This window comes from Nocardia sp. NBC_01377, from assembly GCF_045040005.1.
In the GTDB taxonomy this organism is placed as follows: domain Bacteria; phylum Actinomycetota; class Actinomycetes; order Mycobacteriales; family Mycobacteriaceae; genus Nocardia; species Nocardia noduli.
Genome location: NZ_CP109566.1, coordinates 7,606,059 through 7,623,753, shown reverse-complemented (window position 1 = coordinate 7,623,753; position 17,695 = coordinate 7,606,059). Strand labels below are relative to the sequence as shown.

Sequence of the window (17,695 nt, the reverse complement as noted above, 5' to 3'; positions counted from 1 at the left end):
TCGTATCCTCGATCTGTTCACAGGGGACGCGGTCGCCCCCAGGGTAGCGGTGTCCGATTCGCGGCGCCCTCGGCGCTACGTCTGCGATGTGAACAGAGCGGTGCGAACTACAGGCCGTTGACTTCCGGCCTGCCGTCACGAACGGTGACGAATCCGGCCTGGAAGTTCTGCTGGATGCCACCGGGGATCTGGAACTCATCACTGATGGGATAACCCAATTTCCCGTTCTCGTAACCGGCGGCTTTCCACGCCTCCATCACCGGCCCCGATCGCACCGGCCAGGCGCCCGACAGCGGGCTCCAGTAGATATTGCCGCCCTCGAATCGGGCGTGGACACCGAAATCCTTCAGCGGTGCTTCCTCGGCCACCGGAAAACCGAGCGCGCCGTTCTCGTAGCCGAGTTCGGCGTACTTGCCGAGGACCAGGCCCTGAACGCGATGCACTCCGGTGCGGGGGCTGTAGTAGTAGGGCCCGCCCTCGAAAGCCTGGACGACACCGTCCTTGCGCGGCGTCGGCGCCTCCGGGGCGGAGGGATAGCCCGCGGGGCCGCGTTCGAACCCCTGCCTGCCCCACTCCGACAGGATCGCGCCGCGCACCACCTGGGCCCCGGTCTGCGGTGTCCAGTACAGCGAGCCGTGCTGGAACGGCTGGAATCGACCGCGGCCGTCGGGGAGTCCGGATTCGACGCCGGTCGGCAGGCCGAGCGCGCCGTCGGGGCCCTGTGCCGCCTGATAACCGCCGCCGATCAGGCCACCCACCGGATACGCGCCGGTCGCCGGGGCGTAGAAGACGCGACCGTGCAGGAAATCCTGCGCCAGACCGCCTTCGACCGGGTACTCGCCGGTGAGACATTCACCGAGCCACCCGTTGTCCACCAGCGTCACGGCGATCGCGCCGCCCGCGGCGCAGGTCGGTTTACCCGGCTCGACGCCCAATGCCGCCGCGGCCGTCGGCCAGGACTGACGCATCTCGAAATCCCAGTACGGCCACGTGTGAGTGCCGGACTGCCGGTAGTTGATCTGGGCCGGTATGGACAGTTTCGCCAGTTTCGTGACGAAGTTCTGCGAAGTCAGTCTGGACAGGATCTCCAGCCCCATCCCGGCGTAGTTCGTACTGACACCGGGGATATCCGCCCCTTGATCGTAGGCGCCGACCGTGCCGCTGCCGCTGGAGATGTAGAGGCTGACGCCCTTCAGTTTGTCGGCCAGCGCGTACGGATCGTGGCCTTCCCATTCCGGGCTGGTCGGCGGACCCCACATGGACGCCGAATCGAATCCGCCCGCGTCGCGCATGGCGAACTGGATGGCCTGCGGCATGCCGAGGGTGGTCGTGGTGAGGAAACCGGAGTAGGAGGCGGCGTAGCGGACGAATTCGGGGTTGCGGCCCGCGAGGAACATCGCGGCGGTGCCGCCCATCGACAGACCTTCCATACCCCGCGCCTCGGTGGCCCGCCATTGACTCTCGAGCAGCGGCGGGAGTTCCTTGGTCAGAAAGGTTTCCCACATGTAGTTCTTGCCGTTGTTCGGCTGCAACCAGTCGGAATAGAAACTGGACTGGCCGCCGACCGGCAACACGACGGTGACGTTCTTGTCGGCGTAGAAATCCTGCGCGCCCGCCTCTTTGGTCCAACCGCTCTCGTCGTCGGTGGCGCGCAGACCGTCGAGCATGAACAGGACCGGGAACCTGGCATCGGGGCGGCTGTTCCAATCCCTGGCGAGGAGCAACTGCACCTGGACCGGGGTCGCCATCGACGGCGAGTACACCCACAGCGCCACCCGGCGGTCACCCAGCCACACCACCTTCTGCACCGACGCCTCGGCCGGCGCGGTCGCCGGTTGCGCGACGGCGGGCGCGGGGTGGGTGACCGACACCGCGAACGGGAGGACCAGCGCGGCGGCGAACAGCGCCAGCCCACGACGGGCGGCGCGTCCGCCGCGTCGACGCCCTGTCCCTGCGCTGCCACACCTCTTCCCGGCCACCAGTGCTTTGTACCCCGGTGGGCGACGGGTTCCGGTGACGACGCGCGGATGTCGAGCTAATCCTGTTCCAGCCGTTATGTGGCGTCTTCACGTGCTGTAATACCCGATTTGCCGGATAGGAGCGATTCGATTTCCGACATACAGCATCTATCCCGCTATCCGGGTGGTCACGACGACGATCGTCGTCGTGACATCTCGCCTCGGACCTCGAACACGAAACGGCGCCACCATCCTCGCGAACGAGGAGGTGACGCCGTTTCGGTGTCGCGTGTGTTCACCAGCCGCCGGTGGCGTCCAGGATTCCCTTGCGAGCGTTGAAGAGCTGGCCTTCCCAGTACTTCCACGAGTGCGTACCCGAGGCCGGGAAGTCGAAGAACGCCGGGATACCGAGCGAGCTCAGGCGAACCTGGAACGCGCGGGTATTGACCAGCGAGAGGGCTTCCAGCGCCATCGCGTTGCCGGTGTTGAACACGCCGACCGCCGAGGCCGGACGATCGAACTGCCCCGGCAGACCGCTGGCCGCCGAGATGTACATCGGCAGACCCTTCAGCTGCGGCGCGAAGACGAACGGATCCATGCGCAGCCACGCGGGGCTCCACGGCGCCGCCATCGAGTCGACGTTGAAGCGACCCGCGTCGAGCATCGCGATACGGATGGCCTCGCGCATACCCGGCGCGGAGATGTTCAGGTAGCCCGAGAACGAGGAGGCGTGCTTGAACTGATCGCGGTGGTACGCGGCCAGCGCCAGCGCGGCACTGCCGCCCATGGACAGACCGGCGACGGCGTTGTTGGTCTTCGAGACGCCGTAGTTCGCCAGGAAATTGGGGAGTTCCCTGGTGAGGAAGGTCTCCCACTTGTAGGTGGTCTTCTGACCGTTGGTATTGCTCGGGGAGACCCAGTCGGTGTAGAAGCTCGACTGGCCACCGACCGGCATCACCAGGGTGATGTTGTCGTTGCCGAACTGCTGCTGCGCGTTCGTCTCGAACGACCAGGCGTTCTTGTCGTCGCGAGCGCGCAGGCCGTCGAGCAGGTACAGCGCGGCGCTACCGCCGCGGGCTGCCCACTGGACCTGGACCTTGACCGGTCCCATGGCCGAGGGGACCATGAGCTCTTCTTGGCCACCCGCAGGCGCGCGCAGCACCGGTGCGGCGATGGGAGCGGCATTCGCGGCGGTCGGGGCCGCCACTCCCGCGGCGATCGGTAGCGCCAACGCAGCGGCACCGACAGCCAGAATTCGATTACGCCAACCGCGAGGTTCGCCTCGCCTGCCCGGCTTGACTATCTTCGGCGCGGCGGCCCTGCCGAAACGCATGAATGCTGCTCTCTTTCTGCTGTTGTGGCGTCGCCCAGCACCCGCGAGGGAGCGGGCAACACCTCGTGCTGCCAACGGACACACGCCATATCGGAGCCGGACCCCGACAGCCGGCACCTATGACAGCGCTACAACGATCTGGTCACACTTGCGCTCGCAGGAGGATATTCGACGCCGGACACCCTAGGCAAGGCCGAGGCCTGCCGAGAAGTCTGGATTGGCCGAAATCCGCCCGAACACAATCTGTGATGGTCCGGTGACACTACCGCGTTCATCCAGTGATGTCGTCCCGGATGACGTGATTCGTTACTCGGCCCAGGTGGGCAGTCGAAAACAGCGGCCGAGCGGACGGAAAACATCAACCCAGGTGCGCGCTCAAATCGGGAAGCATCTTGTAAACCTGGTCTTCCCAGTAGCGCCAACCGTGTACGCCGACGGGCGTGTAGTCGAATACCGCATTCAGGCCGCCGATACTGTCGACCCTGGCCTGGAAGGCGCGCGTGTTGGCCAGCGCGATCGTCTCCAGCGCCATCGAATTACCGAGATGAAAGACGTCCATCGGGGCCCTGATCACATCGCGCGGGCCGTTGACGCCGTTGCCGGTCGCGATCCACAGACGGGTTCCGTTCTGCCGCAACAGTGGCGCGAACATGAACGGATCGTTGCGCAGCCAGCGCGGATCCCAGGGCGGCCCCCACATCGCGTCGATATTGAACCCGCCCGCGTCGAGCAGCGCCAGCCGCAGTCCCTCACGCATACCGGGGGCGGAGATATTCAGATATCCCGAATACGAACCCGCGTACCGGAATTGCTCCGGGTGATAGGCGGCCAGCGCGAGTGCGGCACTGCCGCCCATCGACAGCCCGAATACGCCGTTGCCATTGGGGTTGAGTCCGAGCCGGTCGCGCAGCGCCCAGCGCAAGTCCTGCGTCAGGAACGTTTCCCAGGCATATGTGGTCCGTTGACCATTGGTATTACTCGGCGCAACCCAGTCGGAATAGAAGCTGGATTGCCCGCCGACCGGCATGACGACATTGATGTTCCAATCGGTCAGCACCCGCGAAACCTCGGTGTCGACCTCCCAGCCGCTGAGATCGTTTCGGGCACGCAGGCCGTCGAGCGCGTAGACCACGCGCCTGGTGTTGCCGTCGGCGGCCCGGAAGATGCGCGACTTGATAGGTCCCATACTCGAATCGACCCAGAAATCCATTCCGGCGGGATTCATCCGCGCTCCCGCGGTCGCTTCGAGACCGACCGCGGCGACGCCGAACGGTAGCGCGAGAGCGAGGACGAGCCCCGCGGCAGCACGTCTGAGGGCAACTCTTCCGCACATCATGCGAGAACGCATCGATTCGGACCTTTCGCCGCGCGGTCACCGTTGACCGCAACCATCCTGCACAAGCAATGCCGACAGCGGCGCCGGTCATCGCGATCGGCGTCACTGCACTTCTATAGGCAGATATTCGGAGCAGAGCCGGAAAAACGCCCCGCGATGCGGGATCGTGATCGAAACCAGGAGTTCGCCGTGTCTACACCCAACGGCCGCGGCGGAATACCGGCCGCACGGGGATGGAGCCGCCCGGCGACTTCTCGGACAACCACCCGATGGCGGGCACTATCCGATATTGGCTGACAGGTCCGGGATCATCCGATAGGCCTCGGCCTGCCAATTGGTCCAGTTGTGGATACCGAACGCCGGATAGTCGTACACGGCGTTACCGCCACCCAATGTCGCCATCCTGAGCTCGAACGAGCGGGTGTTCGCGAGGGCGAGAGCCTCCAGCCCCATACCGTTGAGCGTGTCGAAACTCGGCCCGTCCGTCGCGCTGGGCAGTCCGCTCGCCGCGGCCACCCACAACCGGGTGCCGTTGCGCACCAGATTGGGCGCGAACACGAACGGATCCATCCGCAGCCACTGCGGACCCCACGGCGGCGCCATCGAATCCACGTTGTACCCGCCCGCGTCGAGCATCGCGATGCGGATGGCCTCGCGCATGCCGGGGGCCGAGATGTTCAGATAGCCGGAGTACGACCCGGCGAAACTGAACTGCTGGGGGTAGTAGGCCGCCAATGTCAGCGCGGCGCTTCCGCCCATCGACAGGCCGAATACCCCGTTGCGAGTCGAGCTGAAGCCGAGCCGGTCGCGCAGCGCCTCGCGCAGGTTGCCGGTCAGGAAGGATTCCCACTGGTACCGGTAGCTCTTTCCCGGCCCCGCCGCGAACGCGTTGAGCGCGCCGGAACCCGAGAAGGAGGACCCCGATCCGGGCGGGACGCCGAAGAAGGAACTCGGCGCGTTCCAGTCGGCGTAGAAACTGGACATCCCGCCGACAGGCATGACGACATTGATATTCCAGCTCGCCAGGACCGCGGGGACGTTGGTCTCGATCTCCCACCCGTTGAGGGTTTCCGGGGCGCGCTGGCCGTCGAGTACGTAGACCACCCGGTTGGTGTTGCCGTCCGCGGCGCGCAGGATCCTGGATTTGATCGGCCCCATCCCGGAATCGACCCAGAAGTCGAAAGCCGCGGGATCGAAGGCCCCGGATGCCGTCGCGCCGTCGCCGACCACGGTGACGCCGAGCGGAATCAGCGCGGCCAGCGCCACTCCCGACGCCATGCGCCCGAACCATGCCCTCGAGATTCCCGGCCTACGTTTCCAGCGGACATTTCGCATCGACTCGACCTTTCATCCGGACGGCCGACGGCGAACGGAAAGCTATTCCGCCGGCCCCTCATCGGGCACCGAATCCGGCCATCCGCAGCGAAACGGACGAATCCGACCTCGGTGCATCACTGTCCCTGTCTCGATCAGCGAACGAACGCCTTCATGTTGCTGGAAAGTAATTCAAGTCACAAGTAGCGGAGCCTCGCCGCAGCGCATTCGTTGTCGATCGATGTCGCGGAAGGGCCACCGACGCGAAGAGGCCGCCCGACGCGGATGCGCCGGGCGGCCTCTGTCGATCGGATCGGATCAGCCGATATGAGCGGACAGGTCCGGAATCATCCGGTAGACCTCGGACGCCCAGTTGTTCCAGTTGTGGATACCGACCGGCGGGAAGCTGTAGGTCACGTTGTTCGCGCCGAGGCTCGCCATCCGGATCTGGAACGCACGGGTATTGGCCATGGCGAGCACCTCGAGCGGGGTGCCCTGCACGATGCCGAGCGGATCGGTCGCGTCACCACCGGCCGGAATACCGCTGCCCGCGGCGACCCACAGACGGGTGTTGTTGGCCTTGAGCTGCGGGGCGAAGACGAACGGATCCATCCGCAGCCACTGCGGACCCCACGGCGGCGCCATCGCGTCGATGTTGTAACCGCCCGCGCTGATCATCGCGACGCGCAGCGCCTCGCGCATGCCGGGCGCGGAGATGTTCAGGTAGCCGGAGTACGAACCGGCGAAGGTGAACTGGTCCGGGTGGTAGGCCGCCAGTGTCAGCGCCGCGCTGCCGCCCATCGACAGTCCGAACACGCCGTTGCGCACCGAACTGAAGCCCAGTCGATCACGCAGCGCGCTGCGCAGATTCTGGGTGAGGAAGGTCTCCCACTTGTAGGTGTTCGTCTTGCCGAGGGTTTCCTGCCAGCCCGACGATCCGGTCAGCGCGGAACCCGACGACGACCCCGACGGGCCCGAACCGGTCGGGATGCCGAAGAAATTACTCGGCGCGTTCCAGTCCGCGTAGAAGCTGGACGGTCCGCCGACCGGCATGACGACGTTGATATTCCATTTGGTCAGTTCACGGGCGACCTCGGTGTCGTTCTCCCACCCGTTCAGATCGCCGCGGGCACGCATACCGTCCAGCGCGTACACCACGCGTCCGGTATTGCCGTCGGCCGCGCGGAAGATCCGCGACTTGATCGGCCCCATGCTCGAATCCACCCAGAAGTCGAAGGCATCGGGGTTGAACGCCGCCGAAGCGGTCCCCACCCCACCTGCCATCGACGCCCCGAGCGGCAGCACGATCGCCATCGACAACAGCATCGTCCGCTTGAGCCAGCCCGCACTTCGAGCTTTCAGACGACCATCCTGCGCCCTACGCCCGATAACGCCTCGCATCTAGTTCGCTCCTTCATTCGGCCGGATTTCGGCCGCGTTCGACGGTGACTCCGCCGGATGTTTGCCCAGAAATTACCGACGCCCCGGCGGGCGTACCCCGACCGAGACTAACCTGCCATCGATGCAGGCGCGTTATCAAACCGAGATGAAGCGGCGTACGCCACTTTTGTGGAGCATAGCCAACGAGGCCACTGGGCTCATAGTGCTCGCAGAGCATTTGTGATGCCTGTGTGAATCGTCGGCCCGACACTGGGATCAGCGCGGCGGGTCGGGAACGGGGTCCACGAGATTACAGCGCTGGATCTCGTACTTCGGCACCCGATCGATCCGGTACTGCGCGAAATGCAGCGCGTTCTTGAGGTTGTGGCGGAACCGCTCGAAGGTCAGCGGATCCTGGTAGGAGATCATCAGCGCCTGGGTGTCCGGGCAGGTGAGCGCGGTCCTGGCCTGGATGACCCAGTCCTCGTCGAGATACCAGGGCATCCACGGCTTCCTGTCGACCATGCCCGCCTCGACGACGACCCAGTCCGGGTACAGGTTCTTGTCGTGCCCGATCCGGCCGTCCTCCAGCCGCTCGGTATGCGCGGCGAGCGGATAGGCCAGGCCCATCTGATCGATGACCCGCACGTCCAGCGGGACGTTCATGCTGGTCATGCCCAGATTCAGGAAGTAGACGGTATGTCCGGCGCCGCCCTCGGGGATCGGCTGCGGCGGCGGCGCGATGTACCAGAAGGTGAAGGCGGGCGAATTCAGCAGCAGACCGCCGTCGGGGGTGGCGGCGATATTGTCGACCATCGCGCGGATACGCGGGTAGTCGAGGTAGTCCTCGGCCCGGATCGGATGGTCGTGCCCGGTGTTGAGCACGTAGTAGACGCGCTCGTCGACGATGCCGGAGGCGCTGATCTTGGTGCCGGTCTTGATCGCGGTGGTGTTCGCCGCGAAAAGCGCCCAGCCGACGGTCGCCAGCCAGCCGATCGCGAGCACGGCGAAGGTCACATCGACACGGCGCGGACCACGTTCGGGCATCCGCAGCGGCAGGACGGCGACCGGGAGCAGGAAGAGGAACAGCTGCGGCAGCAGCATGCGGCCGTGCATGAAATCGCCGCCGACGCGCAGCGCGTACACGGTCAGGATGACGGCACTCGCCAGCACCAGCGTGACGACGGCGCCCGGCGAGCGCAGCCACCGGCGCGCCCGCTGGATCGAACGGCGCGGCGCGGTGTCGGCGGTGTTCTCGGACGCCGCGCGCGAGCGACCGGCGGCGATACCGGCCACCAGCAGCACGAGCAGCGGCACGAGCAGGTAGTAGGGGCCGACCATATCCCACAGGTAGGTCAGACCCTGACCCCATTTGGCCCCGCCCGCGTCCTTGGCTACCGCGGTGTTCGGATAGGGCAGGCCGTAGTAGCCCATCCGCCAGATCTGGTATCCCAGCGGCACCAGACCGGCGGCAGCGACGATGAGCGCGCGCAACACGATCGGGCCGTACCGGAATTCCGGCATCGGGGCGAGGAAGATCATCAGCAGGGCGAACGCGCCGACCAGGGTCATCTCGGGCCGGATCAGCGGTGCCAGACCGGCGAGGAAGACCAGGCCGAACATGCCGCCGACACGGATCTTGTCGGCCTGTGCCCAGCGCATCAGCTGCCACCACAGCAGGCCGAGCCAGCAGATGACGAGGCCGCTCTCCAGCCCCGAGGTGACGTAATCCCGCGCGGGCGGCACGGCGATGTAGGCGAACGCGCCCGCGGGCAGCAGCAGCGCCGACCCGGTGCCGCCCCACAGGCGCGCCGAGCCGAGCATGGCGAAGACGACGGCGGCCAGCGACAACGTCAACGCGATGGCGAGCACCACGTATTCGAGCCTGAGCTCGGTCAGCCAGCTGAAGAACCAGACGATGTAGGTCCACGCCGTGCTGGTGTTGGTCTCGACCCGCTCGCCCTCGTTGAAGACCGGGCCGTTGCCCGCCATCAGATTGCGGACGGTGCGCAGCACGATCAGGCCGTCGTCGGCGATCCAGCGCCGCTGCCAGCCGCCGATCGCGAAGAGCGCGACGGTGAGCACGATCCCACCGACGAAGGTGGCACGGGATAGCAGGGCGAAACGCGACGCCGAGTCCACCTGCTCCATGGCAGGCGGCTGCTCCGCGTCGCCGTCCGTTCGCTCCACTCCCTCTACCAGCTTTTCGTCAGGTGAGATAGACAGCGACACCTACCGCTCCGATCCAGGCGATTGCGAGGAACTGGAGGACGCGATCCCCCAGCGCGATCTCTTCGGGTTCACCGGCCTCGCCGCCATCGACGTCGACCGCGTAACGCAGGATTGCGATGGTAAACGGAATCATCGAGATTGCGTACCAGTTCGTGTCGTTCGCCTCGCCCTGTTCGAACGCCCACAGACCGTAGAACACCACGACGGCCGTGGCCGCGAGGATCCAGACGAAACGCAGGTAACTGGGTGTGTAGTACTCGAGCGACTTGCGGATCTTGGCGCCGGTGCCGATGGCGATCTGGAGTTCGGCGAAGCGTTTGCCCGCCGCCATGAACAGCGAGCCGAACGCCATGATGAGCAGGAACCACTGCGACAGGTCGATACCCGCCGCCGCGCCGCCCGCCACCGCGCGCAACAGGAAGCCCGACGACACGATGCAGATGTCGAGGACCGGCTGATGCTTGAGTCCGAAGCAGTACGCCAGCTGGATTCCGATGTAGACCGCCATCACCACGGCCAGCTGCCACGACGCGACGAACGACAGCGCGAGCGCGGCGACGAGCACCGCGACCGAGAGCGCGTACGCCAGGTTGATCGGCACCACGCCCGCGGCGATGGGACGGAAACGCTTGGTCGGGTGGGCCCGGTCGGCCTCCACGTCCAGCGCGTCGTTGACCAGGTAGATGCCCGAAGCCGCCATGCAGAACACCACGAACGCGATCGCGACGTTCCACAGCACCGACGCGTCGCTGAGCACATCGGGACCGGCCGCGAGGGGTGCGGCCAGTACCAGGACGTTCTTGACCCACTGACGGGGCCGAACGGCCTTGATCAGCCCGCCCGCCAGTGTCTTGGGCGGGCCCTTCACCACGGACTCGGCCAGGTCGGCGCCGGTCGGCTCTTCACTCATGTCAACCAAGGCCTTATCTTGTGCGGTCACTATCTAGTCTTCTTTCGGCGGCTAGCACGACAGCGGCGGACGCGGCACCCAACGCGGATCCGGCGAGCACGTCGGAGGGATAGTGCACGCCGAGCACGACCCGCGAAAGCAACATCGGTGGTACGAGCACCGCAGGCAAGGGTAGCCCGGTCAGCTTTCCGAGCAACACCGCCGCTGCCGTGGTGGAGGTGGCATGGGAGGACGGAAAGCTCAGTTTGCTCGGTGTCGAGACGTTGACCTGCACCGACGGATCGTTGGGGCGGGGACGACGGACGACTCGTTTGATCACGATCGATGCGGCGTGCGCGCCGACGGCGCCCACGGCGACCCCGGCCCACTGTCTGCGCCGCGGCTTGTCGACGAGCCAGCCCACCGCGGCGATGCCGATCCAGCCGAGCGCGTGCTCGCCGAAATGCGACATACCGCGCGCTGCGCGCACCACCTCCGGCTTGGCACCGAGCCTGGCCTGCACCGCGTTGATGATCTTCACCTCGGGAGGTTGTTTCACCGCGTTCGCCGACTCGGCGACGTGCGGTCCGCGCCCGTTGGTGCTGTACCGCGGCTGATCCACCGCCGCGGCGTCGTCCGCGGAGGTATTCGGTCCGAGACTCACCGCTGCTCGCTCCCCGTGCCGTCGATGCCGAACGCCCGCTCCCAGGCCGCCGTGCTGGTCAGCTCGGGATGGGCCGCGCGGTAGCGCTGCTGCATCTCGGGGAACCGCGCGGCGAGTTCCTTGCGCAACCGCATGGCGTCCTTGAACAGGCCGACGGCCTGGCGCGGGTCACGCTTGCGGTAGACGACACCGCGGCCGTCCGCGGTGGTGACGGTCACGCCGTCGACCTGCGAGAGCAGGTACCAGCGCGCGTCGAGCGTGGGCACGTTCAGCTGCGGCGTCTCGTGGTGACGTTCGTTCGCGGGTTTCGCGTTGTGCAGCACGCCCTTGAGCAGTCGCACCACCTTGGCGACCGGATTCACCGGTTCGCCGACGGCGCCGACCTCGAGGTGGCTGGCCAACGGCAGTTCGGTCGACGACGGCAGCACCACCGCGTCCGGGAACTGCTTGCGCATCTCGTGCACGGCGCCGAGGGCGCTCGGCAGCAGCTGGAACAGGCGTTCGGGTCCGGCGAGGAAATCCTTGATCGCCAGGTTCTGGATGGCGACCGTCGAATACTCGAGGCAGAGCAGATGTTTGAGCGTCGCCTTGATGGTGTTCACCACCAGGCCGCGGCCGTTGCCCGGCATGTGCAGCGACCCGACGACGAGGCGGTTGCGCAGGTGGAAGTACGCCTGCCAGTCGATGGCGTCGTCCTTGTCGCTCCACGCCATGTGCCAGACCGCGGCACCGGGCAGGGTGACCGTCGAATATCCGTGGTCGCGGGCGCGCAGACCGTATTCGACGTCGTCCCATTTGAGGAACAGCGGCAGCGGCTGACCGATCTCCTCGGCCACCTGACGCGGGATCACACAGGTCCACCAGCCGTTGAAATCGACGTCGATGCGCCGGTGCAGCAGTTTGGAGTTGTCGCGATCCTTGAGCGGGTACTTCGAGAAATCGTGGTCGTACTCGACGTTCGGCGCCGAGGTCCACATGAAGATGCCGCGGTCGACGACCTCGCCCATGGAATGCAGATGCGAACGTTCCTGGAGGTTGAGCATCTGCCCGCCGACCAGCATCGGCGATTTCGCGAACCGGGCGAAGGCGAGAGCGCGCAGGATCGAATCGGGTTCGATCTCGATATCGTCGTCCATGTAGACGATGTACTGGGCGTCGGTGGTTTTCAGCGCCTCGTACATGACCCGGCTGTAGCCGCCCGATCCGCCGAGGTTGGGCTGATTCCTGATCGCGAGGCGGTCGCCGAGCACCGCGGCGGCCTCGGTGAAGCCGGGCTCGTCGACGACCTTGCGATTGCCCTGGTCGGCGACGATGACGGCGGCGATCTTCTCCAGCACCAGCGGATCGGAACCGAGTGCCGCGAGGGTTTTCACCAGGTCGGTCGGTCGGTTGAACGTCGGCATGCCGACCGCGATGCTGCCCTCGCCTGGCGCCTCGACCGGGGAGTACCAGCCGCCGTGCAGCAGTGTGACCGCAGTGTCGGTGGTGATGTCGAACCAGATCCAGCCGCCGTCCTCGAACGGGCCGAGATCGGTCTCGAATTCGACGGTCACCGAATCCGAACCCGAGCCGACCGCGAATTCCCGGCCCTGCACGTGGATTCGCGAACCGTCGGTCTTGGAGCGGTACACGTCGACCCGACCGTGTCCGGCCAGTTCCAGCCGCAGCACCACCGAATTCAGGATGCTCCAGCGCCGCCAGTAGCTGGCGGGCAACGCGTTGAAATAGGTGCTGAACGAGACTTCGGATTCCGCGCCGATGGACAACTCGGTCCTGGTGCCCGCGTGCGCGCGCCTGGCGTTGGTCGGCGACTCCTCCAGGTAGAGGGTCCGCACGTCGAGCGGTTCACCCGGCCGAGGCAGGATGATCCGCTGGAGCAGCGACGTGGCACGGGTCTCGATGGTCGTCTCTTCCACTATGGATGGGGAGGTCATTCGTTGCTTTCGTCATCTGTGCGGGTGACCCGCACTCGGTCGGCTGCGAGGAGCCGGGCTGTGTCTAGGTTTCCTGGTCGACCAGGGGCGCGTCGGATTCCAGATGCGGTCGCAGCACATTGTCGAACATGCTCAACGCGGAACCGATGGCCATATGCATATCGAGATACTGGTAGGTGCCGAGTCTGCCGCCGAAAAGCACCTTGGCCGAAGCGGTTTCCTTCTTCGCGCGCTCCCGGTAGGCGAGCAGTTTGGCGCGGTCCTCCGGCGTGTTGATCGGATAGTACGGTTCGTCCCCGGTCTGCGCGAAACGGGAGAATTCGCGCATGATCACCGTTTTGTCCTGCGGGTAGTCCCGCTCGGGATGAAAATGGCGCGGTTCGATGATGCGGGTGTAGGGCACGTCGGCGTCGTTGTAATTCATCACCGAAGTGCCCTGGAAATCACCGGTTTCGAGTACCTCGGTCTCGAAATCGATGGTGCGCCAGCCCAGCTCGCCCTCGGCGTAGTCGAAATAGCGATCCAGCGGACCGGTGTAGACGACGGGGGCGTCCGGGCTCTCGGCGCGCACCTGTTCGCGCACGTCGAACCAGTCGACATTCAGCCTGACCTCGATGAGTTCGGAGGCCGCCATGTTCTCCAGCCACTTCGTGTACCCCTGCGCGGGCAGACCCTCGTAGGTGTCGTTGAAGTAGCGGTTGTCGAAGGTGTACCGGACCGGAAGCCGGGTGATATTGCCCGCGGGCAGTTCCTTGGGATCGGTCTGCCACTGCTTGGCGGTGTAATCGCGGACGAAGGCCTCGTAGAGGGGGCGTCCGATCAGCGAGACCGCCTTCTCCTCGAGATTCTGCGCGTCCTTGGTGTCGATTTCGGCGGATTGTTCGGCGATCAGCGCGCGCGCCTCGTCCGGGGTGAAATAGCGGCCGAAGAACTGCGAGACCAGACCGAGGCCCATCGGGAACTGATACGACTGGCCCTTGTGCATGGCGAAAACGCGATGCTGGTAGCCGGTGAACTCGGTGAACTGCGTGACGTAGTCCCAGACCCGCTTGTTCGAGGTGTGGAACAGATGCGCACCGTATTTGTGCACTTCGATTCCGGTCCGAGGTTCCGGCTCCGAATAGGCGTTGCCGCCGAGGTGGTAGCGGCGGTCCAGCACGAGCACACGTTTGCCGAGTAGGTTGGCGGCGCGTTCGGCGATGGTGAGCCCGAAGAAGCCCGAGCCGACGATGATCAGATCGAACGGTGCGGTGGAGTCGAGGGAGGTACCCGGAGACGATGCGGCGGTCACGGTGGCCCAGCGTATCGGAAGACCGCGCCGCACCCGGGGGGAGTTCCGTACCAGGCGACGCGGTAGCTCCCTTATCCGAAACCGCCCGGCCGGGAGCGGGCCCGCCGACCGGGCGCGGAAGCGGGCGCGGCCACCGGCCGATATCCACGGTCCACCTCGATTTCGCCGAGAATTCGCGCGAGGTGGGATGGATCAGTTCGTGAAGCCGACGTCGAGTTCCACATTGTCGCGTTCGGTATACAGCCGCCAGTAGTGATCACCCAATTCGTCGTTGCCGATGCGGGTGATCTCGAGACCGGGCGGGATGAGTTCCGGATGCTCGTCGACGGCGACCTGGGCCAGGCTGCCCTGGATCAGCGCGCCGATATTGAGCAGCCCCGCGTAGACGCCGGTGCCGCGCAGTTCGGCGTCGAGTTGGCGGACATGTTGGCGCTGCGCGCCCAGGATCACGCCGACATTCGCGAGATAGGGCTGAAGATGACTTTCCGAGAGCCCGGAGGAGAACAGCAGCGTGCCCTCCCCGCGTTCGATCATGGCGGGCGCGAGTGCCCTCGTCATCCAGATCGGCGAGTAGAGCTTGAGTTCGAGCGGCGCTCGCAGCGCCTCGGCGTCGACGCTCAGGGTCGAGGCCGACCGGATCGACATATCCGCCGCCGCACCGTGCAGGGCGACGTCGATCCGCCCGAATCGGGCGGTGATCTCCTCGACCGCCCGGCCGAGTTCGGTCTCCACGCTCAGATCCGCGGTGAAGGCGTCGGCGCCGATCCCTTCCCGCTCCAGGGTGGCCACGTGGGCTCGCGCCCGGTCCGCGTCCCGCCCGATCACCGCGACGCGGAAACCCTCGCGGCCGAATCTGCGTGCGGTGCCGAGTCCCAGTCCCGGGCCGAAACCGAAGATCGCGATCGTCTTCGACATTCCACTACCTCACTAAGTTGAGTCATAGTTCAAGTTAGCTCCGACGGTAGCCTGACTTGAACCTATGCTCAAGTTATTTCGGCGTTTGTAGGATCGGTGGATGTCCGAGGAGAAACCGCTGCGCGTCGACGCCCGCCGCAATCGCGACGCGCTGGTGGCGGCGGCGCGCGAGGTCTTCCTCGAACGCGGTCTCGACGCACCGCTCAAGGAGATCGCGGCGCGGGCGGGCGTCGCCATCGGCACGCTGTACAACCGCTTCCCCACCCGCGACGAACTCATCGCCGCCGCCGTCGAGGACCGCATCGAAGCGGGCGGGCGCGTCGCCGAAGCGGCGCTCGCGATCACCGACCCCTGGGAATCGTTCGTCTACCTCGTCGAGAACGTCTGCGAACTCCAGGCGCGCGACCGGCTCATCGGCGACCTCGCCCTGCGCGCGGCCCCCAGCCAGGCCATCGCCCGCGCCCGGGAATACGGGCACGGCCTGATGCGCGAGATCGTCGACCGCGCGCAACGGACGGGCGTACTGCGCCCCGACTGGGCGCTCGAGGACATCGCCCTCGTCTCCTGGGCGCATATCCGCATCGTGGAGGCCACCGCCGATATCGCACCCGAGGTCTGGCGGCGCCACCTCGCCATGGTCCTCGACGGCCTGCGCGCACCCGCCGCGCACCCACTGCCTGTCGCCCCGCTCACCGAGGAAGAACTGATGCGAGCCCTACGCGGCTGAACTCCGGGCCTGTTTCGCCGCCTCCAGCCAGCGCGTAGTCGGACCGCAGACCGCGAATCCGAACGTCGTCGCGACGACGCCGATCGGCAGAATCGGCAGGTAGCTTCCCGCCGCGGCCCACAGGCCGAAGAAGGCGAGCTCCACCACCGACGCCGCGACCACGAGCCAACGCCCCGCCGCCCGGCCCAGCAACAGCAGCACCGCCCCGGCGAGGCCGACCGTTCCGGCGATCACTCCCACCGAGGGGATGATCGAGGACAACCCCGAGATCGTGTACTCGCGGGGTGCTGGTGCCGGCGGAGGCGGTCTTCCTGTTCGGTCGGGCGCTGTGGCATTCAGCACCGCGCCGAGCAGCGCGAACGACCCCGCCAGGGTCGCGACCGCACCGATGGACCGGCCCGCGTGCGCCGCCCCCGGATTCTCGTACAACATCACGAAACCTCCACCTACGCAGGCACACCCGCACCCGCCCCCCTGTGAAAGTATGCGCAATCGCCCGCGCTGTCGCGGGGTAAGCGCGTTCGGCCGCGGCTGTCCGCACGGCGCGCGACGGGTGCGGGACCGACATCTCGATGCTCTGTCCCTCGCCGAAGTCCACGCCGGTCACGCGAAAACCCGCATGTCGGAGGACATGCGGGTTTTCGATGATCGGTACTACAGGTTGGCCTCGGCGTAGATCGTCATCGCGTCGCGGACGAATTCGACGGTGCCCGTGCCGTGCACGTCGTAGTTCCGGCCGAAACGCGGATCCGCGACATACATCTCACCGAGTCCGATGAACGCCTGCTTCTCCACCGCTCGGCCCTGCCAGCCGACCCAGATCCATTCCCGATGGCGGGCGACGATGGCCTGGACCTCGGCGCTGTCGGGGCCGAGACCGGCCGCGTGGGCCCGGCCGTAGTCGGCGGCGATATCCAGGTGGGTCTGCTGGAACCGCTGTTTGTCAGCATCGGTCATCGAACGCCACCAGCGGTCACCGCTGTCGTAGGCGTCCTCGCCCCACCGCTCGATCACCTCGTCCTTGTACCGCGTGTGGTCGAAACCGTCGAAAACTTCGGCAGCCACGAGTCGTTCACCTCTTTCCGTCTTGTGCAACGTGGTTCGCACCGACTCGATCCGCCGCCGGATCCGCTCCTGTTCCTGCTCGAGCAGTCCCAGGTGCGCGCGCAACGCGGTCGCCGTATCCCGTTGTCCCGCGAGAACTTCGGCGATGGCCGGGAGGCCGAGGCCGAGTTCGCGCAACAGCAGGATGCGTTGCAACCGCACGAGGCAGTCCTGGTCGTAGTAGCGATATCCGTTGACGCCGATCCGGCTCGGCGTCAACAATTCGAGCTGCCCGTAGTGGCGTAGCGCGCGGCTGGTGGTGCCTGCCGCCTTCGCCAGATCCTGAATGGACCATTCGCCGGGGCGGGTGCCCGCTGCCATGACCTGCTCCTCGTTGTCTCGTCGGTACGACCAGTCTGCGAGTTGACGCTACGTCAAGGTCAACACCGACGAGCGGGGGGTTTTCGCCGCGCCGACCGGACGGACCGACGACCGGCTGGCCGGGCAGGCAGGCAGACGACCGGGCAGACGAGCGGACGGGCAGGCAGACGGGCGGCAACGGCAGTAACGGCAACGGCGGCAGCGGCAACGGCGGCAGCAGCGGCAGCAGCGGCAACGGCGGCGGCAGCAGCGGCAACGGCGGCGGCGGCGGCAGCAGCGGCAACGGCGGCGGCGGCG

General features: G+C 66.4%; 14 protein-coding genes. 1 reads left to right on the top strand and 13 read right to left on the bottom strand.

The window, feature by feature from the left end; translation table 11 throughout:
- Positions 1 to 107: 107 nt before the first annotated feature.
- The 11 genes from OG225_RS35125 to OG225_RS35075 all read right to left on the bottom strand — a co-directional run bounded on the left by OG225_RS35125 (position 108) and on the right by OG225_RS35075 (position 15,246).
- Positions 108 to 1,979 (bottom strand): alpha/beta hydrolase-fold protein, encoded by a 1,872-nt coding sequence (locus OG225_RS35125; RefSeq protein ID WP_405179064.1) that lies wholly within the window; start codon positions 1,977 to 1,979, stop codon positions 108 to 110.
- Between the two features lie 274 nt (positions 1,980 to 2,253).
- Positions 2,254 to 3,291, bottom strand: coding sequence for an alpha/beta hydrolase (locus tag OG225_RS35120; RefSeq protein WP_405179063.1), 1,038 nt, complete (start codon positions 3,289 to 3,291; stop codon positions 2,254 to 2,256).
- Positions 3,292 to 3,649: 358 nt separating this feature from the next.
- Positions 3,650 to 4,639 (bottom strand): alpha/beta hydrolase family protein, encoded by a 990-nt coding sequence (locus OG225_RS35115; protein ID WP_254189823.1) that lies wholly within the window; start codon positions 4,637 to 4,639, stop codon positions 3,650 to 3,652.
- Between the two features lie 267 nt (positions 4,640 to 4,906).
- On the bottom strand, positions 4,907 to 5,962 hold the full coding sequence (locus OG225_RS35110; protein ID WP_405179062.1) for an alpha/beta hydrolase: 1,056 nt from the start codon (positions 5,960 to 5,962) through the stop codon (positions 4,907 to 4,909).
- Between the two features lie 297 nt (positions 5,963 to 6,259).
- Positions 6,260 to 7,342, bottom strand: coding sequence for an alpha/beta hydrolase (locus OG225_RS35105; RefSeq protein ID WP_405179061.1), 1,083 nt, complete (start codon positions 7,340 to 7,342; stop codon positions 6,260 to 6,262).
- A gap of 255 nt (positions 7,343 to 7,597) precedes the next feature.
- On the bottom strand, positions 7,598 to 9,472 hold the full coding sequence (zomB, locus tag OG225_RS35100) for a flagellar motor control protein ZomB (protein WP_405183470.1): 1,875 nt from the start codon (positions 9,470 to 9,472) through the stop codon (positions 7,598 to 7,600).
- Positions 9,473 to 9,530: 58 nt separating this feature from the next.
- Positions 9,531 to 10,463, bottom strand: a complete 933-nt coding sequence (locus OG225_RS35095) for a decaprenyl-phosphate phosphoribosyltransferase (protein WP_216910977.1) — start codon at positions 10,461 to 10,463, stop codon at positions 9,531 to 9,533.
- Between the two features lie 13 nt (positions 10,464 to 10,476).
- Entirely contained in the window at positions 10,477 to 10,983 is a 507-nt protein-coding gene (locus tag OG225_RS35090; protein ID WP_405183469.1) for a phosphatase PAP2 family protein, read from the bottom strand.
- Between the two features lie 119 nt (positions 10,984 to 11,102).
- Complete coding sequence (locus OG225_RS35085) at positions 11,103 to 13,040, bottom strand: glycosyltransferase (RefSeq protein ID WP_405179060.1); 1,938 nt, start codon at positions 13,038 to 13,040, stop codon at positions 11,103 to 11,105.
- Between the two features lie 64 nt (positions 13,041 to 13,104).
- Entirely contained in the window at positions 13,105 to 14,331 is a 1,227-nt protein-coding gene (gene glf / locus OG225_RS35080) for a UDP-galactopyranose mutase (protein ID WP_405179059.1), read from the bottom strand.
- A gap of 192 nt (positions 14,332 to 14,523) precedes the next feature.
- Positions 14,524 to 15,246: an SDR family NAD(P)-dependent oxidoreductase gene (locus tag OG225_RS35075; protein ID WP_405179058.1), complete on the bottom strand. Its 723-nt coding sequence runs from the start codon at positions 15,244 to 15,246 to the stop codon at positions 14,524 to 14,526.
- A gap of 100 nt (positions 15,247 to 15,346) precedes the next feature.
- Between OG225_RS35075 and OG225_RS35070 the strand changes: the two genes are divergently transcribed.
- Positions 15,347 to 15,973 carry a TetR/AcrR family transcriptional regulator gene (locus OG225_RS35070; RefSeq protein WP_405179057.1) on the top strand — a complete coding sequence of 209 codons (627 nt, stop codon included), beginning with the start codon at positions 15,347 to 15,349 and terminating at the stop codon, positions 15,971 to 15,973.
- On the opposite strand, the gene OG225_RS35065 is transcribed toward OG225_RS35070, so the two are convergent.
- Positions 15,962 to 16,405 carry a hypothetical protein gene (locus OG225_RS35065; RefSeq protein ID WP_405179056.1) on the bottom strand — a complete coding sequence of 148 codons (444 nt, stop codon included), beginning with the start codon at positions 16,403 to 16,405 and terminating at the stop codon, positions 15,962 to 15,964. The genes OG225_RS35070 and OG225_RS35065 overlap by 12 nt on opposite strands.
- Positions 16,406 to 16,627: 222 nt before the next feature.
- Positions 16,628 to 17,398 (bottom strand): MerR family transcriptional regulator, encoded by a 771-nt coding sequence (locus OG225_RS35060; RefSeq protein ID WP_405179055.1) that lies wholly within the window; start codon positions 17,396 to 17,398, stop codon positions 16,628 to 16,630.
- Positions 17,399 to 17,695 lie beyond the last annotated feature (297 nt).

What these genes read in the sequence shown, in the direction of transcription:
- OG225_RS35070 (WP_405179057.1), top strand. Translation starts at nt 15,347, where the DNA reads ATGTCCGAGGAGAAACCGCTGCGCGTCGACGCCCGCCGCAATCGCGAC.
- OG225_RS35095 (WP_216910977.1), bottom strand. Translation starts at nt 10,463, where the DNA reads ATGAGTGAAGAGCCGACCGGCGCCGACCTGGCCGAGTCCGTGGTGAAG.
- OG225_RS35120 (WP_405179063.1), bottom strand. Translation starts at nt 3,291, where the DNA reads ATGCGTTTCGGCAGGGCCGCCGCGCCGAAGATAGTCAAGCCGGGCAGG.
- OG225_RS35065 (WP_405179056.1), bottom strand. Translation starts at nt 16,405, where the DNA reads ATGTTGTACGAGAATCCGGGGGCGGCGCACGCGGGCCGGTCCATCGGT.
- OG225_RS35060 (WP_405179055.1), bottom strand. Translation starts at nt 17,398, where the DNA reads ATGGCAGCGGGCACCCGCCCCGGCGAATGGTCCATTCAGGATCTGGCG.
- OG225_RS35110 (WP_405179062.1), bottom strand. Translation starts at nt 5,962, where the DNA reads ATGCGAAATGTCCGCTGGAAACGTAGGCCGGGAATCTCGAGGGCATGG.
- OG225_RS35085 (WP_405179060.1), bottom strand. Translation starts at nt 13,040, where the DNA reads ATGACCTCCCCATCCATAGTGGAAGAGACGACCATCGAGACCCGTGCC.
- zomB (WP_405183470.1), bottom strand. Translation starts at nt 9,472, where the DNA reads ATGGAGCAGGTGGACTCGGCGTCGCGTTTCGCCCTGCTATCCCGTGCC.
- OG225_RS35105 (WP_405179061.1), bottom strand. Translation starts at nt 7,342, where the DNA reads ATGCGAGGCGTTATCGGGCGTAGGGCGCAGGATGGTCGTCTGAAAGCT.
- OG225_RS35075 (WP_405179058.1), bottom strand. Translation starts at nt 15,246, where the DNA reads ATGTCGAAGACGATCGCGATCTTCGGTTTCGGCCCGGGACTGGGACTC.
- OG225_RS35115 (WP_254189823.1), bottom strand. Translation starts at nt 4,639, where the DNA reads ATGCGTTCTCGCATGATGTGCGGAAGAGTTGCCCTCAGACGTGCTGCC.